This is a genomic window from Nonomuraea guangzhouensis (assembly GCF_019396345.1).
GTDB lineage: Bacteria > Actinomycetota > Actinomycetes > Streptosporangiales > Streptosporangiaceae > Nonomuraea > Nonomuraea guangzhouensis.
Genome location: NZ_JAHKRM010000005.1, coordinates 245,410 through 266,059, shown reverse-complemented (window position 1 = coordinate 266,059; position 20,650 = coordinate 245,410). Strand labels below are relative to the sequence as shown.

Sequence of the window (20,650 nt, the reverse complement as noted above, 5' to 3'; positions counted from 1 at the left end):
GCTGATCTTGCCCGACGATGGGGGCTTATGAGTTCCAGGCTGTTGGCCGGGGTGCTGGCGACGGGCGCGGCCGCCGGCATCGCGGCCGGCGTGGTCATATCGAACCGCGGCTTCCCCTGGCCGGTGACCGAGTGGATCTTCGTGGTGGTGGCGCTGCTCCTGCCCGCGCTGGGCTGGTTGCTGGCCACCCGGCGTCCCGAGCTGCGCTACGGTTGGCTGCTCCTGACCTGCGCGCTCTTCCTGGGGCTGGGCCTGACCGGCGCGGGGCTGAAGGTCGTGGGCGGCGCGCCGGTCTGGCTGGTCTTCCCGCTCGCCTCCATCTCCGCCGTCTTCTACGGCCTGAACTGGATCTTCGTTCCGCTGCTCTTCCCCGAAGGGCGGCTGCCCTCGCCCCGCTGGCGGGTGTTCGCGTGGATCTCCGGTATCGCGATCGCCCTGCACACCGCCGGGGTCGCGCTGAGCGGCGACGTGGCGAGCCGGCCGCAACTGGTCTTGGAGTCGCCGCTCGCGCTGTTCGCGGCCTTGTCGGCCGCCGTCGGCCAGTTCACCACGTGGATCATGGCGGCGATCGGATTCTGCGGGCTCGTGCTCCGCTGGCGGCGCAGCGCGCGGGTCGAGCGGCGACAGTACGCCTGGATGGTCGGGGGCGTGGCCGTGAGCCTTTCGGGAGGCATCGCGCAGCTGGCGTTCTATGCGGGGCTGCCGACGCTCGCGCTGCTCGGGACGGTGGCTATGACAGGGGCGCTGCCCGCCGCGATCGGGGTCACCGTGGCCCGCCACCGGCTGCTCGACATCGGGATCGGCATCCGGGGCTCCCGGCTGCACCTGATCTTCGACCTGCGGCCGACGGTGGACGAGGTGCTGTCGGACCTCGGCACCGCGCTGCGGGACGCACCCGAGCCCGCGGAGCAGCTCGACCGGGTGGCCGCGGCCGTACGTACCGCGCTGGAGGCCAGGTGGGCGGCCGTGACGCTGGCGGACGGCACCCGCGTGGTCGCCGGCAGGGAGGAGGGGCAGGCGACACTGACGGTTCCGGTGCACGGCGGGCTCGGCCGGATCGAGTGCGGCCCCCGGGGCGTGGGCACGCTGACGCGCGTGGACCAGCGGCTCCTGGAGGCGCTGGCCGTGCCGGCCGGGCTGGCCATCCAGAACGCGGGCCTGGTCACCCGCCTGGTCAACGCCCAGGAGGCGGAACGCCGGCGCATCGAACGCAACATCCACGACGGCGTGCAGCAGCAGCTCGTCGCGCTCATCGCCGGTCTGGAGCTGGCCCGCTCCACCGGCGCGAGCCCCGACCTGCTCGCCCACCTGCGCGAGCAGGCCCGCCAGACGCTGAACGACCTGCGCGAGCTGGCGGCCGGCATCCATCCGTCGGCGCTCAGCCAGGGTGGCCTGGTGGAGGCGGTGGAGGAGCGCTGCTCCCGCCTGCCCGTACGCACGACGGTGGCCTCCGACCCCGGGCTGCGAGCCAAGCGGTTCGCGGACGAGGTCGAGGGCGCGATGTACTTCACGGTCAACGAGGCGGTCGCCAACGCGCTCAAGCACGCGAGCGCCGCCACCATAGAGGTCCACCTGTCGCACACGGGCGGCCGCCTGCGTGCCACGGTCGCCGACGACGGAAAGGGCTTCGACCCGGGGGCCATCGACCGCAGGGGGCTGGCCACGCTGTCCGACCGGCTGGACGCGCTCGGCGGTGGGCTCGATCTCGACAGTTCGCCGGGAAAGGGGACACGGATGAACGCATGGGTGCCGGTCGATGGGTGAGCGGATCCGTGCGGTGGTCGCCGACGACCATTACCTCGTACGCGAAGGAACCCGCCAACTGCTCGACATGTCGGGCGAGATGACGGTCGTCGGCGCGGTCGGCAACGCCGACGAGCTCCTCGACGCCGTCCGCCGCCTGGAGCCCGACGTCGTGCTCACCGACATCCGGATGCCCGGCGGTGACTGGCGGCCCGGCTTCGAGGGCATCGACGCCGCCCACCGCATCAGGACCGCGCAGCCCGAGGTCGGGGTCGTGGTGCTGTCGCAGTTCTCGGACGCGTTGTTCGCGTTCGAGCTGTTCAAACACGGCACCGAGGGCTTCGCCTACCTGCTCAAGGACCGGGTCGGGGACCTGGACGAGCTGCTGAGGGCGATCAGGGCGGTGGCCTCCGGCGGCTCCGTCATCGACCCGAAGGTCGTTGAGGGCCTGCTGGCCAGGCGCGACGTCCGCGGCCAGCAGGAGGCGCTGACCGGACGCGAACGCGACGTGCTACGGGAGATGGCGCACGGCCGCTCCAACTCGGCCATCGCCAGGGCCCTTCATCTGTCGATCTCCTCGGTGGAGAAGAACGTCAACGCCATTTTCACGAAACTGGGGCTGGAGAACAGCGGGGACGTGCACCGGAGGGTGGCGGCGGTCCTCGCCTACCTGAGATGAGCGAAAGGAGGCCTCGGCCGTGGCATGGGACGAGCGGGTGCTTCGGCACTACGCGTTGAACGACGAGGCCGGTCGCCTCTGGACCACCGCCCGTGGCGAACTCACCCGTCGGCGTACCTGGGACATCTTCGCGCGGTTCCTTCCTGAGCGCGGGCAGGTCGCCGACGTCGGAGGCGGTCCGGGGACGCACGCGTCGCATCTCGCCGGGCTCGGCTACGAAGTGGTGCTGGTCGATCCGGTGCCACGGCACATCGACCAGGCCTCCGCCGCCGATAGCCACTTCTCGTGCCAGCTCGGAGATGCTCGCGATCTTCCGCTGCCTGACGCGAGTTTCGACGCGGTGCTGCTGATGGGCCCGCTGTATCACCTCGCCGACGCCGCGGACCGGCAGCTGGCGCTGCGGGAGGCCTTCCGGGTGCTGCGTCCTGGCGGCCGACTGCTGGCCGAGGTCATCAGCCGCTACGCGTGGATCATCGACGCCACCGCCCAGGACCGGCTGACTGATCACGGCATCTGGGATGTCTTCGACCTGAATCTGCGCACGGGGGAGAGCAACACCCCGGACCGGCCTGATGAGGTTTTCTGGGCGTACTTCCACCGGATTGAGGAAGTGGCCCCTGAAGTGGAGCAGGCGGGCTTCGTTCACGAACGTCTCCTGGCCGTGGAGGGGTTCGCGACGTCGCTCGGCAACCTGAAGGAGTTACTCCAGGAGCCGGACCATCTGCTGCGCGCCATCCGGCTCATCGAGTCCGAGCCGTCCATGCTGGGGGTCAGCGCTCACCTGATGGCGGTGGCTGCGAAGCCCGTCGACTAGTCCGCGCCGGGCACCAGTCCCACCCGGTAGGCGAGGACGACCGCCTGCACGCGGTCGCGCAGATCGAGTTTTGTCAGGATCCGTGACACGTAGGTCTTCACGGTTTCGGGGGTGATGAACAACGTCGCGGCGATCTCCGCGTTCGACAGACCGGCGGCGAGCTGTTCGAGCACCTCGAGTTCACGGCGGGTCAGCGCTCGTACGATCTCGTCCCTGGCCGGACGGGACGTGTCGGCGGGGCGGAGCCGTTCGGCGAAGTGGCCGATGAGCGTGCGGGTGACGGCGGGCGCCAGCAGGGAGTCGCCCCGGGCGATGGTCCGGACGCCGTTGACGAGCTCCAGAGGTGGCGCGTCTTTGAGCAGGAAGCCGCTGGCTCCGGCTTTGAGCGCTTCGTAGACGTACTCGTCGACGTTGAAGGTGGTGACGACCAGCACCTTCGCCGGGCTGGCGGTGTCGGGGCCGGCCAGTTGCCGGGTGGCCTCGATGCCGTCCAGGATGGGCATCCGGATGTCCATCACGACGACGTCCGGGCGCAGCCGCCGGGCGGCCTCGACTGCCGCGCGGCCGTCCGCGGCCTCCCCGATGACGTCCATGTCGGGCTGGGCGGAGAAGATGGTGATGTAGCCGGCGCGTACCAGTGCCTGGTCCTCGCAGATGAGCACCCGGATCGGCGGGGTCGTCATGGGTCGCTCCTGGACGGGATGAGGGCGCGGACGCTGAACCCGCCGCCGGGCCGGGCCGCCGCCACCAGCACGCCATCGAGCAGGCGTACCCGTTCCCGCAGCCCGGCCAGACCTCGTCCGCTCAACGGCACCACGGAGGTGGCGTCGGCGGGTCCGTCGGTGGTCACCTCGACTTCGAGGTGATCGTCGTGGTGGTGGACCGTGACCGTCGTGGACCGTCCCGTCGCGTGCTTGATCGCGTTGGTGAGTGCCTCCTGTACGACCCGGTAGGCGGCCAGTTCCACATCGACGGGCTGAGGTCGCTGGTCTCCGTGTTCGGCCAGTTCGACGGGCTGGCCGGACAGCCGGGCCTGCTCGACCAGATCGCCGATCCTGCCCAGCGTCGGCGTACGGTGCGCGACCGCCGAATCGCCGGTCGCCTCCAGCACTCCGAGCAGGTGCCGGAGTTCGGTCAGCGCCCGCCGGCCGGTGGCGCTGATGGCGGCCAGCCCCTCCCCGGCGCGATCCGGGGCGCCGCTGATCAGGAACTGTGCCGCGTCGGCCTGCACCACCATGGCGGTCACATGGTGGGTGACCACGTCATGCAGTTCGCGGGCGATACGCGCGCGCTCGGCGGCCGTGGCCACGTCCGCGCTGAGCCGCCGGAGCTCGGCCTCTTCAGCCCGCCACCGGCGCATCCCGGCACCAGCCAACCAGCTCACCGCCAACGCCAGATAGAACACGAGGAAGTCCTGGGCCCGATCGGGTGACCCCAGGCTGTGCAGCACGACCACGAACACGACATAGCCCGCGCTCGACACCACGACGAGGCCGCGACGGAACCGGGCCTGATGGGCTCCGGCGGCGTACAGGGACAGATAGAGCCCGATGCTGGCGAACGTCGGCGGATAGGACATCGCCTGATGCAGGGCGAAGGCGGTGCCGATGACCGCCAGACCGGCCGCGGGCCATCTGCCGCGTAACGCCAGCGGTACGGACTGAGCCAAGGTCAGCGTCACGGCCAGCGCGTCCGACGGGCGCCTGGGCAGGTCGCCGAGCTGCGCCGAGATGGTGGACAGTGTCGGCTCGAACGCCATGAGCGTGAGCACCGCCGCGAGCACACCGTCCTTCACGGGCGTCGGGTGGGCTCGCCACCAGCCTGGCCAGGAGCGGACAGAACGTGTGGCGTTCGCGAACACCGCGCAAGCTTAACGGCCACCACGGCGCATCGGCACCAGATCGCCGCGCCGGCGGGCCCGCCTGAACATCGGGACGGTGAGCAGCACACTCACGACGACGGGCACGATCGACGCCTCGAGCCCGAACTCACCGCCGGTCAGCAGCGCCGGGCCCGTGACGTGCGTGGTCAGCAGCCCGGCTGCCGCATGGCCGGAGACCGGGATGCCGAGCAGCCCCTCGGTGGCGTTCCAGGCGAAGTGGAGTCCCGCGACGAACCAGATACTGCGCCGCCAGAGGTAGGCGGCACCGAGCAGGACACCCGCCTCGAGGGCGATCGCCAGCGAGCTCCACGCGTTGGCTCCCGGGTTGGCCAGGTGCATGCCACCGAACGCCAACGCGGTGATCGCCACGGCCGCGCGGCTGCCGAAGAGCTGTTCCAGGGCCTGAAGCGCCAGCCCGCGGAACATCAGTTCCTCCGTGACCGCCGCGCCGACGGACACCGTGACCATCGCGAACACGACGGACAGGACGTTCCCGGACGACCAGGTGAACGAATAACCGCCGAAGATCGCGATCAGGAGCGCGGAGACGAGGACGAACCCCAGCCCGATCCCGGCGCCGGTCAACGCCTCCCGTCCGGCCCCGCCTCTCGCGATCTCCGGCGTGCTCCGTCCCGCGACGAAGCGCATGACCGCCCAGTAGACGGCCACCGCGGCGCCCGCACCCAGCACGGCGAGCACCGGCCCGCTCGCGGCCAGCGCCGACACGGCGCCGACGCCGAGCAGCCCGACCAACAGCCAGGTGAGGGGGAACCGGGCGATCCGCCGCATCCGGCCGCCGCCCGGGTGTGCGGGGTGCGGGGTGGCTGTCGTGCTCATGGTGACCTCCGTTGACGGTGGTCGCGCGGTCGGCGACCCAGCGGAAACGTTATGAGCGACGACAGCGCCGACGAATCACCAGCGAGTGGACGATTCCGGTAGCTCTTACGGGGGATCCGGATTTGACGCCGTCGCGGTAGGCGATCGCGAGCAGTTCGCCCGGTTCGTAGGTGATCTCGAACTCGGTGCGGAACCTGTGTTGTTCGCCGACCGGTTTGCGTCCCAGGGAGCGACCGTTGATGAGAAGTTCGACCTCGTCCGCGTCGCTGTACACCTCGACGATGATCGGGGCGCTCTCGTGGCCGGGCCAGGTCCAGCCAGCGACGGTGTCACTCCTCGATCTCCCGGTAGTAAGAGACGGGAATGTCGATGTCCCCGCAATCGGCACCTTGTCCTGGTGCTCATTCTCCGTGCGGCGAGTATCGTGACCCACCAGTGGCGCCTTGGCGCCCGTCTCGAACCTCAGTTGGCGCGGAAGGGGTCGGCCGGGTAGACCCCGAGGATCTTCACGTCCGTGGTGAAGAATGCCAACTCCTCCAGCGCGTTCTTCAGGCCGGGATCCTCGGGGTGCCCGTCGACCTCGGCGAGGAACTGAGTGGCCGCGAAGTGGCCGCCGACCATGTAGCTCTCCAGCTTGGTCATGTTGATGCCGTTGGTCGCGAACCCGCCGAGCGCCTTGTAGAGCGCGGCCGGCAGGTTACGGACGTTGAAGACGAACGAGGTGACCACCGGGCCCTCGCCGCGCGGTGCCTGCACGAAGTCCGGGCTGAGCACCACGAACCGGGTGGTGTTGTGCTCCTCGTCCTCGACGTCGCGGGCGAGGATGTGCAGGCCGTAGATCTCCGCCGCGAGCGGCGGCGCGATCGCCGCCTGGGTCAGGTCGCCCGCCTCGGCCACCTCGCGTGCGGCACCGGCGGTGTCACCGGCGATCATCGGCACCAGGTCGTGCTCGCGGATGATCCGGCGACACTGGCCGAGGGCATGCACGTGGCTGTGCACGGCCTTGATCGTGTCCAGGGTCGCACCCGGCGGCGCCATCAGGTTGAACTGGATGCGCAGGAAGTGCTCGCCGATGATGTGCAGGGCCGAGGTCGGCAGGAAATGGTGGATGTCGGCGACCCGGCCGGCGATCGAGTTGTCGATCGGGATCATCGCCAGCTCGGCCTCGCCGTTCTCCACCGCCCCGAACACGTCCTCGAAGGACGCGCACGGCACCGCATCCCAGTCGGGGTAGTGCTGCTTGCACACCAAGTGGGAGTTCGAGCCGGGCTCGCCCTGATAGGCGATACGTCGTGCGGTCACCCCATCAGTTTCCCACGCAGCCGGGCGCCGGGAGCGTGGCGGTCCTGGTACGCGGGATGCCGGTCAGCTTCCTTGCCGAGGAGCGGCGCGGCTGTTCGTCGCGTCCGTCTTGGCCGGTGCTGGGTCCTGCGCGTCCACCAGCGTGGCCATGGCGTCTGAGAAGCGGCGTGTCAGGCGGGCCAGTTCGGTCTGATCGTGTTCGCTCCAGTCGGCGAAGACCTCCTGGAGGATCCGCCGCCGCCCCTGGTTGATCGCCTCAACGATGCGGTGCCCCTCGGCGGTGATCGACGCGGTCTTGATCCGCCGATCGTGCGGGGCCGATGCGCGAGTGATCAGACCGAGCTGTTCCAGCCGGGCGAGCGAGCGGCTGGACTTGGGGTGGTTGTGCTCGGCGAGCTCGGCGAGCTCGAGGACGCCGATGGGTCCGCGAAGATCGATGTGCACCAGGTAGCGGCACAGGTCCGCGTCCAGCGTGACGCCGGCGCGGTCGAGGAGCAGCTCGACGAAGCGCGGGCGTGAGGTGCGCCCGAGGATTTCGAGCCAGACCTCGTAGTACTCGTCGCGATCACGATCAGTCATCCCGTTCATTATGCACGCATTCCCTGCTACCTTATCCGTTCAGATTGAACGGATTTTTGGACGTGCGCGACTCGATCAGGGAGATCACCCGTGAACACACAGCAGATCCACGGCGCGGTACTGCACGGCATCGGCCAGACCCCGCGCTACGAGCCGTTCCCGGCACCGGTGGCCGGTGACGACGAAGCGGTCCTCACGGTCACCGCGGCGGCGCTGAAGCCGTCCGACCGTGCCATGGCCAAGGGAGTCCACTACGCTCCGACCACGTTTCCCCACGTGGTGGGCTTAGACGGCGTGGGGCGACTGGAGGACGGTGCCCGGGTGGCGTTCTTCATCCCGAAGCCGCCCTTTGGGGCCATGGCCGAGCGGACGCTGGTGCGCCGCGATGTGTGGCTGCCGGTGCCCGACGGCGTCGACGACGCCACCGCGGCCGCGTACCTCAACCCCGGGATGGCCGCTTGGAAGACCGTCGTCTTCGAAGGCGAGGCCGCCACCGGGCAGACGGTCCTTGTGCTCGGCGCGACCGGCGCATCCGGCCGCATCGCCACGCAGCTGGCCGTACGTCATGGCGCACGCGTCATCGCCGCCGGGCGCAACCAGCGCGTCCTGGACGAGCTGGTGGCAGGCGGAGCCGATGCCGCGATCAGGGTCGATCGGCCGCACGACGAGCTGGCCGCCGCCATCGCCGCCGCGGGACCCTATGACCTGATCGTCGACTACCTGTGGGGCGCGCCGGCCGAGGCGGTCTTCGCGGCGCTGATGCGTACGGGCGGGCGCCCCGACGGTGCCGGCCGGCAGATTCGCTACATCCTGGTCGGGATGACCGCTGGGGAGGTGGCGGGCCTGCCCGCCATGGCCCTGCGCAAAGCGCCCGTCCAACTGATCGGCAGCGGCACCCGCGGGCAGGCCTCGCTCGCGGACGCCGCAGCAGCCTACGCGGAGCTCCTCCAGCAGGCGGTCGCGGGCGAGATCCTCCTCGACATCGAACCCGTCCCGCTCGCCGACATCGAAAAGACGTGGGAGCGAGGCGGAAGCGACCGCCGCATCGTCTTCACACCTTGACAAGGACGGGCGGCCACCCAGAAGCCTCGTCAGCCCACCAGCGCCGACGGGTCGCGTTCCGGTGGGCCGGCGGGCCACCACTGGCCGTCGCGGTCGGTGAACGGGTACCAGCGGCCGTCGCGGCCGTAACGCAGTTGCCGGGCGCCGATGGTCCAGCGGTTGCGCCACGCCTCGACCTCCGGGGGGTGCTCGCCCTCCCAGCCGGCCCGGAGCAGCGTCCGGGCCCTGGCCAGGTCCTGCTTGGGCGGGGTCCAGGCCGATTCGAGCGCCTCCAGTCCGTCGGCGCCGCCGTAGCGCCAGGCCTGGACGGCCGCCTCCAGGCCGAGGTCGAGGTCGTGGGCGGCGGCCAGCCGTACCCGGTCCTGATATTCGGTCAGTACGGCAAGCCCCCCGGTGAGCAGCAGCTCGCGGGCCCGGTCGGCGGCTGAGGCGGCGAGCACCTCCAGAGCGGCCACGTCGACGCCGGGTGCGGGCTCCAGCCCGAGCGGCGCGAACGCGACGTCGAACGGCGGCGGCCCCGGCAACGGCGGCACACCCAGGCCGAACGCCACCACGGCGGGCATGCCGGCGTCGGCGGCGAGATCGGGTGCGGGGACGTCGCGGCCCTGCAGCGCCTCGATCAGCTCCTGCTCACCCCGCCCGCGCATGAGCAGCAGGACGAACGGATCGGCGTCGAGCAGCCACGACGCCTGGTAGCACAGGGCGGCGGCGTGCTTGCACGGGTGCCCCCAGTCGGGGCAGGAGCACTCCGGTTCGAGGTCGCCGACCGCCGGCAGCAGCGGGACTCCGGCGTCCTCGGCGTCCTCGACCAGGTCGTGGGGCATGTCGCCGTCGAGCAGCGCCGCGATGTGTCCCGCCTTGGCGGCCACCTGGTCGAGGAAGCGCTCCCATTCGGGGGCGGTGAGCTGCTCGACGTGGACGACGGTGTCGTACTCGCTCTCGGTGACGGCGGCGATGCGGCCGGGGCTGACGGTGATGGGGCCGACCTGTCCGGACTTGGCGTACGTGCGGCCTTTGCGGAGGAGTGTCTGGTCGAGGGAGGTGTCCTCGATGGCCTGGATCCAGGCGCGGCCCCACCAAGAGGTGGCGAACCGGGCGCCGGCCCGTTGCGAGGGAAATGCCGGGAATCCTCGGACAGCGTTCATCTCAACTCCACGAGGGCGGCGAGTTCCGCGTCGGTCAGTTCGGTGAAGGCGGCCTCGCCCGAGGCCAGGACGGCGTCGGCCAGCGAGCGCTTGGCCGCCAGCATCTGGGCGATGCGGTCCTCGATCGTGCCCTCCGCGATGAGCCGGTGCACCTGGACGGGTTTGTCCTGGCCGATGCGGTAGGCGCGGTCGGTGGCCTGGTCTTCGACGGCCGGGTTCCACCAGCGGTCGTAGTGGATGACGTGGTCGGCCCGGGTGAGGTTCAGTCCGGTGCCGGCCGCCTTGAGCGACAGCAGGAACACCGGCGCCGCCCCCTCCTGGAAGCGCCGCACCATCTCCTCCCGCTTCGGCACCGGGGTGCCGCCGTGCAGGAGCTGGGTGGCGACGCCTCGATCCGTCAGGTGCCGGTCGAGCAGCCGGGCCATGGCCACGTACTGGGTGAAGACCAGCACCGCGCCGTCCTCGGCGACGATGGTGTCGACGAGCTCGTCGAGGAGTTCGAGCTTGCCGGACCGGCCGGTCAGCCTGGGCGCGGCCTCGTGCAGGTAATGGGCCGGGTGGTTGCAGATCTGCTTGAGCCCGGTCAGCAGCTTCACGATCAGGCCGCGCCTGGCCATGCCCTGGGCGCTCTCGATCTGCCGCATGATCTCGCGTACCACCGCCTCGTACAGCCCGGCCTGCTCGGTGGTGAGCGCCACCGGGCGGTCGGTCTCGGTCTTGGGCGGGAGTTCGGGCGCGATGCCGGGGTCGGACTTGCGGCGGCGCAGCAGGAACGGCCCCACGAGCCTGGCCAGCCGTTCGGCCGCCACGGAGTCGCCTGACTCGACCGGTTTGGCCCAGCGTGAGCGGAACCTGCCCAGCGAGCCGAGCAGCCCCGGCGTCGTCCAGTCGAGGATGGCCCACAGCTCGGACAGGTTGTTCTCCACGGGGGTGCCGGTCAGCGCGACGCGGGCAGCCGCCGGAATCTCGCGCAGCGCCTTGGCCGTACCCGAGGAGGGGTTCTTGACGTGCTGGGCCTCGTCGGCCACCAGCAGGTCCCATGGATGCGCGGCGAGCCGCGCGGCGTCCATCCGCATCGTGCCGTATGTCGTCAGTACGAAGCCCTCATCAGCCAATGTCCGGCTATTTCCATGAAATCGGCGGACAGGGACCCCCGGGGCGAACCTGGAGATCTCCCGCTCCCAGTTCCCCAGCAGCGAGGCGGGGCAGACGACCAGCGTGGGCCCGCCGCCCCGGTGCAGGTGCAGGGCGATCAGCGTGATCGTCTTGCCCAGGCCCATGTCGTCGGCCAGGCAGGCGCCGAGCCCGAGCGACGTCATCCTGGCCAGCCAGCGCAGGCCCTGCAGCTGGTAGTCGCGCAGCCGCGCGTCCAGACCTTCCGGCGCGGCGATCTCCTCGGGCTCGGACAGCCGGTCGCGCAGCTCGCGCAGCCAGGCGCTCGGCTCGACCGGCACCTGCTCGCCGTCGACCTCCACGGTGCCGGTCAGCGCGGCGCCGAGGGCGTCGATGCCGGTCAGTGACTTGAGGTCGCGATGGCGGGCCTTGCGGGCCAGGTCCGGCTCGATGAGCACCCACTGGTCGCGCAGCCGTACGACGGGCCGGTGCGCCTCGGCGAGCCGGTCCATCTCGGCCGCGGTCAGCCGCTCGCCGCCCAGGGCGAGCTGCCAGTTGAAGCTGGTCAGGTGATGGCCGCCGAGGAAGGACGGCAGGTCGGACGGGGCACTGTCGCGCTCGCCGACGACGGCGCGGGCGCTCAGGCCGCGTACCAGCTCCCTTGGCCAGTGGACCTCGACGCCGGCCGCGCCCAGGCGTTCGGCGGCGCCGGCCAGCAGGTCCTCCACGTCGCCGCCGGACAGGGTCAGCTCGTCGGGGACGGCGCTGTCGAGCAGGCGTTCCAGCCGGGCCCAGGCGCGGGCAGCCCGTCTGATGGCCAGCGTGGCCTCGATCCTGGCACGGGGGCCGAACCCCTGGTCCCTGCCCTCCCACAGGTCGGCGGCGTCCACCACCAGAGACGGGTCGGCCAGGCTGTGCAGCTGGACCACCGCCCGGAACTCCGCCTGCTCCAGGCTGTCGGCCTCCAGGCGCAGCGACAGGCGTACGCCGGAGTCCAGCCCAGCGGACACCTCGTCGGCCCAGGCACGCAACCGGGGCACTTTGACCGGTTTGACGGCTGCGAACGCCGAGGTGCCGGTCGCGCGTACGGCGCCGGGGGAGCGCGGCATCGCGTCGGCCACCGCGTCCAGGAACGCCCGCACCAGCGACTCCGCGTCCCTCAACCGCACCCCTCCCGCACCGGCGTGCGCGGGGCCATCGTCGGGCCCGCCGTCGTCGGTGGCCCGCCCTTCTTCGAGAGGTACGGACCGCGCCGCGGCGGGCATGGCGTCGGCCAGCTCCCGGATGCGCTGTACGTCGGCCGTGTCGAACGGCCCCGCCCGCCAGGAGTCGAAGTCACCCGCCGAAACCCCCGGCAGGATCCGCCCCCTGGCGACCAGTTGCAGCGCGACCAGCGCCACCGCGCCCCAGAACCGCGCCGCCGGGTGGGCACCCGCGTCGCTCCTGGCTCTGGCCAGCGCGGCCACGGCGTCGGCGACCGGGACATGGGTGGCCCCGGCCTCCAGAACCCGCAGCTCACCGCCATGCTCCTCGACCACGGTCACCGTGGCGTCCCCGTCAGGGTCGAGGAAGGCCATCCGCCCTTCTCTGGGCGGGTCGCCCGGCTCGAAGACGACCGCCTGCCGTACCAGATCCGTCATTGGGCTCACGGCCGTACAGTGTACGGTACGAAACACCTGAGGTTTACCACAGCACAGATCTGCCGCCCGCCTCATTACCGCCATATTGGATCTTGATTAGCCTCTACAACATGACTGATTGGCTCATCGCACTCATGGAGACCCTGGGCGCCCCCGGGGCGGGCCTGGCGATCGCGCTGGAAAACCTGTTCCCGCCGCTGCCGAGCGAGGTGATCCTGCCGCTGTCGGGGTTCACCGCGAGCAGAGGCGAGATGGACCTGCTCGACGTGCTGGTGTGGACCACGGCGGGGTCGGTGTTCGGGGCGCTGGCGCTCTACTGGGTGGGCGCGCTGCTCGGCCGCCGCCGCACGCTGGCGATCGCCGCCAAGCTGCCGCTGGTGAAGGTCTCCGACATCGAGAAGACCGAGGCGTGGTTCCTCAAGCACGGCAAGAAGACGGTGTTCTTCGGGCGGATGATCCCCATCTTCCGCAGCCTGATCTCCATCCCGGCGGGGGTGGAGCGGATGCCGCTGCTCACGTTCACCCTGCTGACGACCGCCGGCAGCCTCATCTGGAACACCATCTTCGTGCTCGCCGGCTACTACCTGGGTGAAAACTGGTCGCTGGTGGAGGCCTACGTGGGAGTCGGCACCAACGTGGTGATCGGCGTGGTCGTCCTGGCGGTGCTCGTCTTCATCGGCGTACGCCTGGCGGAGCGGCGCAAGGGCAGGCATGCGTCCCGTCGCTGAGGGCCTGCGGCTGCTGGTGGCGGTGTCGCTGGGCGCGGCCACTGCCCTGGCCGACCTGGCGTTCCTGCTGGTGGCGCTGCCTTTCCTGGGCTATCCCAACACGCGGGCGATGGCCAGGCGGCTGGTCCTGCTGGAGACGCGGCGGCTGGGCCTCGACCCGGCGGAGTTCGACGTGGGCGGGCGGGCCACGCGTTATCTCGCGCTGCGCGTTCCGGTCGGGGTGCTGGGCGGGCTGGTGGTGGGCCTGCTGCTGATCGGGGCGGTGACGGGCGTCCGCGTCGCCTGGGCCTGGGGGACCGTAGGCGTCATCGACGACATCGAACCCACCTGGCCGATTCTCATCTATTTCACCCTGATCGGGGTGCTGTTGCTCTTCCTGAATCTCTCGGGCGTGGTGGGCGTGCACGCGCTCGAGCAGCGGCTGGCCCACCGTGTTCTCGGCCCCGATCCGACCGAGAGACTCGAGCGCAGGATCGTCGAGCTGGCCGAGAGCCGGGCCGGGATCGTGGCGGCGGTCGACTCCGAGCGCCGCCGGATCGAACGCGACCTGCACGACGGCCTCCAGCAGCGTCTGGTCGCCCTGTCGATGCTGATCGGCCGATCCCGACGCGGCCGTCCCGAGCTGCTGGACCAGGCGCACGAGGAGGCGCAGCAGGCGCTGGCCGAGCTACGCGAGGTGGCCTGGCGGGTCTACCCGAGCGGCCTCGACTCCCTCGGCCTCGGCGAGGCGCTGGCAGGGGTGGCCGAGCGCTCCAGCGTGCCGGTCAAGGTCTCCTGCGACCTGGCCGCGCGCCCGCCCATGGGAGTGGAGACGGCCGCCTACTTCGTGGTCTGCGAGGCGGTGACCAACGCCGCCAAGCACGCGGGAGCCACCCTCATCACCGTTGACGTGCACCTGGAGGGCACAATGATCGTCGTGCGGGTCATCGATGACGGCCGGGGCGGCGCGACCCCCTCCGGCAGCGGCCTGTCGGGGCTGGCCCGCCGGGTGGCGGCACTCGACGGCGGGTTCCAGGTGGTCAGCCCGGCGGGCGGCCCGACGACGATCGTGGCGGAGCTGCCATGCGGGTGATCCTGGCCGAAGACTCGACGCTGCTGCGCGAGGGCCTGCTACGGCTGCTCGTGGAGGAGGGCCACGAGGTGCCCGCCGCCGTGGGCGACGGTCCCGCCCTGGTCGAGGCGGTGGCCGCCCATGGGCCCGACATCGTGGTGGTCGACGTACGGATGCCACCGACCCACACCGACGAGGGCCTGCGCGCCGCGCTGGAGATCAGGCGACGCTGGCCGGCCGTCAAGGTGCTGGTCCTGTCGCAGTACGTCGAGAAGAGGTACGCGACGGAGCTGATGAGCGGCGATGTGGAAGGTGTCGGATATCTACTGAAAGACCGGGTGGCGCAGGTAGCCGACTTCCTCGACGCGCTCGACCGGGTGGGCGCCGGGGGAGCGGCCTTCGACCCGGAGGTCGTACGCCAGTTGCTGGCCCGCACCACCCAGCTCGATCCGCTGGCCCGGCTCACCCCGCGCGAAAGGGACGTCCTCGAACGCATGGCCCAGGGCCTGACCAACGCCTCGATCGCCCAGGCCATGCACGTGTCGCAGAGCGCCGTGGAAAAGCACGTCAACTCACTGTTCGACAAGCTCCAGCTCTCCCACCAGACCGGCTACAGCCGCCGCGTGCTGGCCGTCCTCCGCTTCCTGGAGTCATGACCGGTGGGTTCCGGCGTCGAGGTCAGCCCGCCGGGATGACACTGCCTCGCCTCCCGCCCGTGGCGCGGCAGAAGCATCGCCCACCCGCGAGCTAGCCGGGCGTCCCCTCGCGCTCGCTTCGCCGGGCGAGGCGGTGGGCCTGCCCGTTGTGCACATCGCTCACCCACTCCCAGCCGGGCTTGGCCGATGGGCCGACCCGCGGGTCACTGGAAACCAGGCCCTCACGCAAGGCGAGCACGTACTCCCGATCCCGCTCAATCCGTGCCTTTACCTGATCAGCTCCGCCAGCTGACCCGTGGCCAGGGACGATGACATCGGCGTCGCCCGCCACGCCCTCCAGCAGTCGCAGCGCGGCGAGGTAGTCCTCGATCGGGTCCGCGGTGCCGTTCAGGTCGAGCATCGGAATCAAGACATCGGACAGCATGTCGCCGGCGACGAGAACCCCGCGTTCTTCGATGAACAGCGCCGCATGGCCCGGTGCATGCGCTTGATGCTCGATGATCCGGACTTGTGGGCCGTCCCATGGAATCTGCGCCGCCTCGGCCGGCAGGGCGGTGATGAGGCCGAGCAGGTCCAGCGGGACCTGCCCCGCGATTTCCGTCTCGAGCAGGTGGGCGGCGATGCGGGCCTTCGCCTCCGGGTCGGACAGCTGATCCCGGACGGTGGCCGCGCAGCGGGCCGTGCCGTAACGAGTGGCCGCGCCGAGCTGGGCGTGCCAGAGCAGGTGATCCCAATGCGGATGCGTCGAGAAGCCTGCCACAACGGTCTGCCCCGAATCGGACAGGTCGTTCGCGAGGCAGGCCATTTCGTGCTCCTGCACCCCGGCGTCGATGAGCAACACGCCGGCCCGGCCGTGCACGACAACGGCGTTGCTCTGGCAGAACTCACTCTCGTGGATCAGCACACCCTCCGCGACCTGCCTCAGCATGGGTGGCTCCTTCCGCTTGTGATTTGCAACCGCTTGGCGAGACGCTAGTACCTAGCGGTGGTAGATTGCAAGTACTATGGGCGAAGCGAATGAGCCGCGGTCGGGGTGCCCGATCAATGCCGCCATCGAGGTGTTCGGCGATCGCTGGAGCCTGCTGGTCCTCCGCGACATCGTCTTCGGAGACCGCCGCTATTTCCGGGAGCTGCAGGCCAACTCGATCGAGGGGATCGCGTCGAATATTCTCGCCGACCGACTCAAGCGACTCGTCGAGGCGGGACTGCTCACCCGTGAGGACACACGCCCCGGCCAGCGGGCGCGCTACAGCCTGACCGAACCCGCGATCCAACTCGTACCCGTGTTCGCGCAGCTCGGCAGCTGGGGGCTTCGCCACCGGCCCACGAGCGCCGCGCTGCGCGTTCGCGCCGAACTGCTCGAACAGGGTGGACCCGCGCTCTGGCAAGAGTTCATGGACGAACTTCGCCACTCACACCTTGGCTCCGGTTCCCCAGCGCGATCACCGAGCGTTCGCGAGCGCCTGAAGGCGGCCTACCTCGCTGCCACCAACCCCTCGTAGCCGCCAGGCCGTCGGCCATGTCCCAAGGCGCCAACGGACGTCGCCCGGGATGACGTCTCACGTTGGAACGGCATACGGGACACTCCGCACGCCTCACCGAGCATGCCGATCAGCGGCGGGCAGCCCGGTGGGCAGCCCATCGGACCGGGTGGCATGGCCGAGCTGCGCGGCGCCCCAAACAGGTCCAGTTGGCCCCGACCGCCACCGATCCCGAGACCGGCCGCCGCCTCTGGGAGTTGTCGCAACGCCTGACCACGGTGCGATTCGCACTCCCGGTCGTCAGTACGGTGGAGCGACGCGCTGACAGTCCTGCCTGAGAGCGTGTGAGAGACTACGCCGATCTTGGAGTCGAGTTGCGGAGTCCTGTTTCGTGCGTTCACGAGTTATTGCCTGCGTCCCGGTGCTGCTGCTCTTCATGAGCGCCTGCGGAGAGAAGCCCGAGCCGGAGGCCGCACCGTCCGCCGCCCTCACGACGCCCGCGACACCAGCGCCGTCGGCATCTCAGACGCCCACGGCATCAGCACCCCAGACGCCCACGGCCCGGCCTTCGCGCAAGCGCGTGCTCGCCGGGCCCGGGACCGTGTGTGGTGAGATCCAGCCGCCCGTCGGCGGCCCCATGGCCGCGGTCGCGGTCGCCGCGGGGCGGGCCGATTGCCGTACGGCGCTCAAGATCTTCCGGACCTACTACCGGCCGAGCACTCCGAAGCAGGGCAGCGCTGGAGTCGCGACCGTCGGCGGATGGCGTTGCGCCAGCAACTCGGCCGCTCAGGCGAGCATCAGCGGGCGGCTCTCCTCGTGCCGGCAGGCCGCCGCGAAGATCGTGGCGGACGTCATCCCGTAACGAGCGGCGTCGATCGCGACGGTCAGCTCATTTGCCGGCGGGCTGGGCGCGGACGTGGAGACGTTCGCCCTGAGGTCCGAAGAGGGAGAGGATCTCGACCGGCTCGGAACCTGCGTTGCCGAACCAGTGCGGGATACGGGTGTCGAACTCGGCGACCTCGCCGGGCGTGAGGATCACATCGTGCTCGCCGAGGACCAGGCGCACCCGCCCGGACAGTACGTAGAGCCACTCGTAGCCCTCGTGCACCCGGGGATCGGGCTCGGTTCCGGGCCAGTTCGGCGGCATGACCTGCTTGAACGCCTGGAGCCCGCCAGGCCGGCGGGTGAGCGGGATGAACACGGAGCCCCGGCGCCGGAACGAGCGCAACTGCACGCGCGGGTCACCGGTGGGCGGCGCGTCGACGAGTTCGTCCAGCGTCACCTGGTGGGCGCGCGCCAGGGGCAGCAACAGCTCCAAGGTCGGCCGGCGCTGCCCGGACTCCAGGCGCGACAGGGTGCTGATCGAGATGCCGGTGGACTCCGACAGCTCGGTCAGGGTGGCGCCGCGCTGCTGGCGCAGGGTCCGCAGCCGCGGCCCGACGGCATGGAGAACGTCGTCCAGCACAATCCCTTCATCGTCCATAGACGCACTTTGCCACATCGGCAAGCGCTTTTGTCAACGACTGCGATTCGTCAGGACGTGGGCGAGAACGACGGTGATGACGCCGGCCAGGACGACACTCAGCAGCCCGACGCGCAGGCTGGTGAGGTCGGCGACGAAGCCGACGAGGGGTGGGGACAGCAGGAATCCGCCACGCAGCAACCAGCTGACAATGGTCAGGCCGGTACCGCGAGGCAGGCCGGGCAGTTCGTCCGCGGTGTGCATGGCGGCGGGTACGAGGGTGGCGACGCCGAGCCCGGCGAGGGCGAAGCCGGCCAGCGCGGTCGCGACGGACGGCACGGCGAGGGCGGCGCCCATGCCGACGGCGGCCAGGGCTCCGCCGGCGCGGACGACGGCGCGCTGGCCGAAGCGGTCCACGACGCGGTCGCCGGTCAGACGGCCGACCGTCATGGCGACCTGGAGAGCCACGACGGCCAGACCCGCGGTGGCGGCATCGGTACGCAGGTCGCCGCTGAGGTAGAGGGCGCCCCAGGACGCGCCGGCGTCCTCGACGAGCGCGCCGCACGCGGCCAGCACGCCCAGCGCGGCGAGCATCCGTACGGCGGAACCCGTGAACGAGCGGCGGTGGTTCGCACGGCCGTCGTCCTCGGCTTCCGCGGGCCGTTCGGCGTCTTCGGGGCCGGTCAGCAGGAACCGGTAGGCGACAAGGGCGACGATGCTGAACAGCGTCGCGGAGATGCTCAGATGAACCGCCAGGGGTATGCCGAGGCCGGCGGCGGCCGAGCCCATCAGGCCGCCCAGAACCGCGCCGATGCTCCACACGCCGTGCAACGAGTTGAGGATGGAGCGCCGGTAGAGACGCTGGACCCGCAGGCCGTGGGCGTTCTGCGCGACGTCGACGACCGCGTCGAGAGCGCCCACGACGAACAGCGCGCCGCCCAGCGCGATCCAGTTCGGAGCGAAGGGGATGACCAAGGTCGCGAGGGTGGTCACCACGATCCCGAACGCCGCCACGCGTGCGGAGCGGAAGCGGCGGATGGCGGCGCCGGCGAGCAGCCCGGCCAGCAGCGCGCCGATCGGGTACCCGGCCAGCGCGGTGCCGAAGACGGCGTTGCTCACGTCGAGGTCGGCCTTGATCTGCGGATATCGGGGGACGACGTTGAAGAACACGGCGCCGTTGGTGAGGAACAGCGCCGCGACGGCGGCGCGGGCCAAGCGTGCCTCACGGGTGGGTGCGGTGAGGGGGGCAGCGGACATCGGCTTTCCGATCACGTTGGTGCAGGCGAAGAGGGATCAGCGGAGGTAGCGGTGGATGGCGTGGCGGATCTGCTCGGGCGTCATCGGGTCGGTCGACAGAGCGCTGTGCAGCACGAGCCCTTCGATCAGCGCGTCCAACTCCCGGGCGGTGGTGGCGTCGAAATGGCGTTCCAGCGCCCGGCGGCTGCGTGCCATCCACGCCTGCGTGACGGCTCTCAGGGCCGGATTACGCGCCGCGGCCACGTACAGCTCCACGGACAGGACGAGGTCGTGCTGTGAGCCGAGCAGATCGTCCGAGACCAGCGCGATGACCGCCTCGACCGCCGCGTGACGATCCTGAGCGGCGCTCAGACGCTCGTCGAAGACGCGGGCCACCGCATCGGCGTGCCGGGTGAACGCCTCGGCCAGCACCTCCTCGAGCGAGGTGAAGTGGTAGGTCATCGATCCCAGCGGCACATCCGCGGCGCGAGCGATCTCCCGATGCGTCGTCCCGGCGACGCCACGCTCGGCGATGACGGTGAGTGCCGCGTCGATCAGCCGGTCCCGGCGCCCGGGGTCGTGGCGCCGCGGCCGCCGTGGAGCGGATGGGCCGGCGGAGCCGCTCATGCCGTGTCCGACCCGATCGTACGGATCACCCGGGCGGGATTGCCCACCGCGACCACGTTGGCCGGAATATCACGGGTGACCACCGCGCCCGCCCCCACGACGGTGTTCTCCCCGATCGTCACCCCGGCCAGGACGATCGCCCCACTGCCCAGCCACACGTTGTCTCCGATGGTGATCGGCTCGGCGGCCTCCCACTTCGCCCGGCGCAGCTCTGGATCAACCGGATGGGTCGGCGTCATGAGCTGCACATACGGCCCGATCTGGACATCGTCCCCGATGGTGATCGGCGCGACGTCCAGGGCGACGAGCCCGAAGTTGGCGAACGACCGGGCGCCGATGCGAATGTTGCCGCCGTAGTCCACCCGCAGCGGCGGCCGGATCTCCGTGCCCTCGCCGACCGCACCCAGCAGCTCGGCGAGCAGCCGGCGCCGCTCCTGCGGATCACGCGCCGACGTCGCGTTGAACGCCTCCATCAGGTCCATGGCCCGCAGCATGTGCTCGGCCAGCTCGGGATCGTCGGCGATGTACAGGTCACCGGCAAGCATCCGCTCGCGCATCGAGCGGCCATCGAAGTCAGCCATCATACGTACAAGCGTACACATAGAGTGTACGC

22 protein-coding genes are annotated in these 20,650 nt (G+C 70.7%); 9 read left to right on the top strand and 13 right to left on the bottom strand.

Annotation, left to right across the window (positions count from 1 at the left end):
* The first annotated feature begins 27 nt into the window (after positions 1 to 27).
* From KME78_RS11945 to KME78_RS11935, 3 genes are read left to right on the top strand one after another with little or no spacing between them, the layout of a single operon-like run.
* The gene (locus KME78_RS11945; RefSeq protein ID WP_219528898.1) at positions 28 to 1,764 is read left to right on the top strand and encodes a sensor histidine kinase; all 1,737 of its coding nucleotides are present in this window, start codon (positions 28 to 30) and stop codon (positions 1,762 to 1,764) included.
* Entirely contained in the window at positions 1,757 to 2,422 is a 666-nt protein-coding gene (locus KME78_RS11940; RefSeq protein WP_246650925.1) for a response regulator transcription factor, read from the top strand. Before KME78_RS11945 ends, KME78_RS11940 begins: the two co-directional genes overlap by 8 nt.
* Positions 2,423 to 2,441: 19 nt before the next feature.
* A complete protein-coding gene (locus tag KME78_RS11935) occupies positions 2,442 to 3,236 on the top strand; it encodes a class I SAM-dependent methyltransferase (protein ID WP_219528897.1) in 795 nt (264 codons plus the stop codon).
* Here the strand turns inward: KME78_RS11935 and KME78_RS11930 are convergent.
* The 6 genes from KME78_RS11930 to KME78_RS11905 form a co-directional block, all read right to left on the bottom strand.
* Positions 3,233 to 3,919 carry a response regulator gene (locus KME78_RS11930; protein WP_219528896.1) on the bottom strand — a complete coding sequence of 229 codons (687 nt, stop codon included), beginning with the start codon at positions 3,917 to 3,919 and terminating at the stop codon, positions 3,233 to 3,235. The genes KME78_RS11935 and KME78_RS11930 overlap by 4 nt on opposite strands.
* Positions 3,916 to 5,031, bottom strand: a complete 1,116-nt coding sequence (locus KME78_RS67115; RefSeq protein WP_219528895.1) for a sensor histidine kinase — start codon at positions 5,029 to 5,031, stop codon at positions 3,916 to 3,918. Before KME78_RS67115 ends, KME78_RS11930 begins: the two co-directional genes overlap by 4 nt.
* Before the next feature lie 75 nt (positions 5,032 to 5,106).
* Positions 5,107 to 5,955, bottom strand: coding sequence for a CPBP family intramembrane glutamic endopeptidase (locus tag KME78_RS11920; protein WP_219528894.1), 849 nt, complete (start codon positions 5,953 to 5,955; stop codon positions 5,107 to 5,109).
* Positions 5,956 to 6,004: 49 nt separating this feature from the next.
* Positions 6,005 to 6,229 carry a DUF4982 domain-containing protein gene (locus KME78_RS67110; protein WP_219528893.1) on the bottom strand — a complete coding sequence of 75 codons (225 nt, stop codon included), beginning with the start codon at positions 6,227 to 6,229 and terminating at the stop codon, positions 6,005 to 6,007.
* Between the two features lie 188 nt (positions 6,230 to 6,417).
* Positions 6,418 to 7,257 carry a prephenate dehydratase gene (locus KME78_RS11910; protein WP_219528892.1) on the bottom strand — a complete coding sequence of 280 codons (840 nt, stop codon included), beginning with the start codon at positions 7,255 to 7,257 and terminating at the stop codon, positions 6,418 to 6,420.
* 63 nt (positions 7,258 to 7,320) lie between these two features.
* On the bottom strand, positions 7,321 to 7,836 hold the full coding sequence (locus KME78_RS11905; protein WP_219528891.1) for a MarR family winged helix-turn-helix transcriptional regulator: 516 nt from the start codon (positions 7,834 to 7,836) through the stop codon (positions 7,321 to 7,323).
* Positions 7,837 to 7,926: 90 nt separating this feature from the next.
* Between KME78_RS11905 and KME78_RS11900 the strand changes: the two genes are divergently transcribed.
* Positions 7,927 to 8,898 carry a quinone oxidoreductase family protein gene (locus KME78_RS11900; RefSeq protein ID WP_219528890.1) on the top strand — a complete coding sequence of 324 codons (972 nt, stop codon included), beginning with the start codon at positions 7,927 to 7,929 and terminating at the stop codon, positions 8,896 to 8,898.
* Positions 8,899 to 8,927: 29 nt separating this feature from the next.
* Here KME78_RS11900 and KME78_RS11895 read toward each other — a convergent pair whose 3' ends face one another.
* Both KME78_RS11895 and KME78_RS11890 read right to left on the bottom strand, forming a co-directional pair.
* Complete coding sequence (locus tag KME78_RS11895; RefSeq protein ID WP_219528889.1) at positions 8,928 to 10,043, bottom strand: SWIM zinc finger family protein; 1,116 nt, start codon at positions 10,041 to 10,043, stop codon at positions 8,928 to 8,930.
* Positions 10,040 to 12,796, bottom strand: a complete 2,757-nt coding sequence (locus tag KME78_RS11890; protein WP_219529069.1) for an SCO1167/SCO6262 family helicase — start codon at positions 12,794 to 12,796, stop codon at positions 10,040 to 10,042. Before KME78_RS11890 ends, KME78_RS11895 begins: the two co-directional genes overlap by 4 nt.
* Before the next feature lie 110 nt (positions 12,797 to 12,906).
* On the opposite strand from KME78_RS11890, the gene KME78_RS11885 reads away from it, so the two are divergent.
* Genes KME78_RS11885 through KME78_RS11875 form a run of 3 tightly spaced genes read left to right on the top strand, consistent with a single transcriptional unit; the run spans position 12,907 to position 15,231 of the window.
* Complete coding sequence (locus KME78_RS11885; RefSeq protein ID WP_219528888.1) at positions 12,907 to 13,524, top strand: DedA family protein; 618 nt, start codon at positions 12,907 to 12,909, stop codon at positions 13,522 to 13,524.
* Positions 13,508 to 14,596, top strand: a complete 1,089-nt coding sequence (locus KME78_RS11880; protein ID WP_219528887.1) for a sensor histidine kinase — start codon at positions 13,508 to 13,510, stop codon at positions 14,594 to 14,596. Before KME78_RS11885 ends, KME78_RS11880 begins: the two co-directional genes overlap by 17 nt.
* Positions 14,587 to 15,231 (top strand): response regulator, encoded by a 645-nt coding sequence (locus tag KME78_RS11875; RefSeq protein ID WP_219528886.1) that lies wholly within the window; start codon positions 14,587 to 14,589, stop codon positions 15,229 to 15,231. Before KME78_RS11880 ends, KME78_RS11875 begins: the two co-directional genes overlap by 10 nt.
* 91 nt (positions 15,232 to 15,322) lie before the next feature.
* Here KME78_RS11875 and KME78_RS11870 read toward each other — a convergent pair whose 3' ends face one another.
* A complete protein-coding gene (locus tag KME78_RS11870) occupies positions 15,323 to 16,159 on the bottom strand; it encodes an MBL fold metallo-hydrolase (protein ID WP_219528885.1) in 837 nt (278 codons plus the stop codon).
* Positions 16,160 to 16,235: 76 nt separating this feature from the next.
* On the opposite strand from KME78_RS11870, the gene KME78_RS11865 reads away from it, so the two are divergent.
* Both KME78_RS11865 and KME78_RS11860 read left to right on the top strand, forming a co-directional pair.
* Positions 16,236 to 16,733 carry a winged helix-turn-helix transcriptional regulator gene (locus KME78_RS11865; protein ID WP_219528884.1) on the top strand — a complete coding sequence of 166 codons (498 nt, stop codon included), beginning with the start codon at positions 16,236 to 16,238 and terminating at the stop codon, positions 16,731 to 16,733.
* Positions 16,734 to 17,103: 370 nt separating this feature from the next.
* The gene (locus KME78_RS11860; RefSeq protein WP_219528883.1) at positions 17,104 to 17,574 is read left to right on the top strand and encodes a hypothetical protein; all 471 of its coding nucleotides are present in this window, start codon (positions 17,104 to 17,106) and stop codon (positions 17,572 to 17,574) included.
* 27 nt (positions 17,575 to 17,601) lie between these two features.
* Here the strand turns inward: KME78_RS11860 and KME78_RS11855 are convergent, their stop codons facing one another.
* From KME78_RS11855 to KME78_RS11840, 4 genes are read right to left on the bottom strand one after another with little or no spacing between them, the layout of a single operon-like run.
* A complete protein-coding gene (locus KME78_RS11855) occupies positions 17,602 to 18,195 on the bottom strand; it encodes a helix-turn-helix domain-containing protein (protein WP_219528882.1) in 594 nt (197 codons plus the stop codon).
* Positions 18,196 to 18,228: 33 nt separating this feature from the next.
* Positions 18,229 to 19,431, bottom strand: a complete 1,203-nt coding sequence (locus KME78_RS11850; RefSeq protein ID WP_219528881.1) for an MFS transporter — start codon at positions 19,429 to 19,431, stop codon at positions 18,229 to 18,231.
* 36 nt (positions 19,432 to 19,467) lie between these two features.
* Entirely contained in the window at positions 19,468 to 20,037 is a 570-nt protein-coding gene (locus KME78_RS11845) for a TetR/AcrR family transcriptional regulator (protein WP_219528880.1), read from the bottom strand.
* Positions 20,034 to 20,618: a sugar O-acetyltransferase gene (locus tag KME78_RS11840; protein ID WP_372454905.1), complete on the bottom strand. Its 585-nt coding sequence runs from the start codon at positions 20,616 to 20,618 to the stop codon at positions 20,034 to 20,036. The genes KME78_RS11845 and KME78_RS11840 overlap by 4 nt, the downstream gene beginning before the upstream one ends.
* Positions 20,619 to 20,650 lie beyond the last annotated feature (32 nt).

What these genes read in the sequence shown, in the direction of transcription:
- KME78_RS11945 (WP_219528898.1), top strand. Translation starts at nt 28, where the DNA reads ATGAGTTCCAGGCTGTTGGCCGGGGTGCTGGCGACGGGCGCGGCCGCC.
- KME78_RS11940 (WP_246650925.1), top strand. Translation starts at nt 1,757, where the DNA reads ATGGGTGAGCGGATCCGTGCGGTGGTCGCCGACGACCATTACCTCGTA.
- KME78_RS11930 (WP_219528896.1), bottom strand. Translation starts at nt 3,919, where the DNA reads ATGACGACCCCGCCGATCCGGGTGCTCATCTGCGAGGACCAGGCACTG.
- KME78_RS11920 (WP_219528894.1), bottom strand. Translation starts at nt 5,955, where the DNA reads ATGAGCACGACAGCCACCCCGCACCCCGCACACCCGGGCGGCGGCCGG.
- KME78_RS11905 (WP_219528891.1), bottom strand. Translation starts at nt 7,836, where the DNA reads ATGACTGATCGTGATCGCGACGAGTACTACGAGGTCTGGCTCGAAATC.
- KME78_RS11895 (WP_219528889.1), bottom strand. Translation starts at nt 10,043, where the DNA reads ATGAACGCTGTCCGAGGATTCCCGGCATTTCCCTCGCAACGGGCCGGC.
- KME78_RS11890 (WP_219529069.1), bottom strand. Translation starts at nt 12,796, where the DNA reads ATGACGGATCTGGTACGGCAGGCGGTCGTCTTCGAGCCGGGCGACCCG.
- KME78_RS11885 (WP_219528888.1), top strand. Translation starts at nt 12,907, where the DNA reads ATGACTGATTGGCTCATCGCACTCATGGAGACCCTGGGCGCCCCCGGG.
- KME78_RS11880 (WP_219528887.1), top strand. Translation starts at nt 13,508, where the DNA reads ATGCGTCCCGTCGCTGAGGGCCTGCGGCTGCTGGTGGCGGTGTCGCTG.
- KME78_RS11875 (WP_219528886.1), top strand. Translation starts at nt 14,587, where the DNA reads ATGCGGGTGATCCTGGCCGAAGACTCGACGCTGCTGCGCGAGGGCCTG.
- KME78_RS11870 (WP_219528885.1), bottom strand. Translation starts at nt 16,159, where the DNA reads ATGCTGAGGCAGGTCGCGGAGGGTGTGCTGATCCACGAGAGTGAGTTC.
- KME78_RS11865 (WP_219528884.1), top strand. Translation starts at nt 16,236, where the DNA reads ATGGGCGAAGCGAATGAGCCGCGGTCGGGGTGCCCGATCAATGCCGCC.
- KME78_RS11855 (WP_219528882.1), bottom strand. Translation starts at nt 18,195, where the DNA reads ATGGACGATGAAGGGATTGTGCTGGACGACGTTCTCCATGCCGTCGGG.
- KME78_RS11850 (WP_219528881.1), bottom strand. Translation starts at nt 19,431, where the DNA reads ATGTCCGCTGCCCCCCTCACCGCACCCACCCGTGAGGCACGCTTGGCC.
- KME78_RS11845 (WP_219528880.1), bottom strand. Translation starts at nt 20,037, where the DNA reads ATGAGCGGCTCCGCCGGCCCATCCGCTCCACGGCGGCCGCGGCGCCAC.
- KME78_RS11840 (WP_372454905.1), bottom strand. Translation starts at nt 20,618, where the DNA reads ATGGCTGACTTCGATGGCCGCTCGATGCGCGAGCGGATGCTTGCCGGT.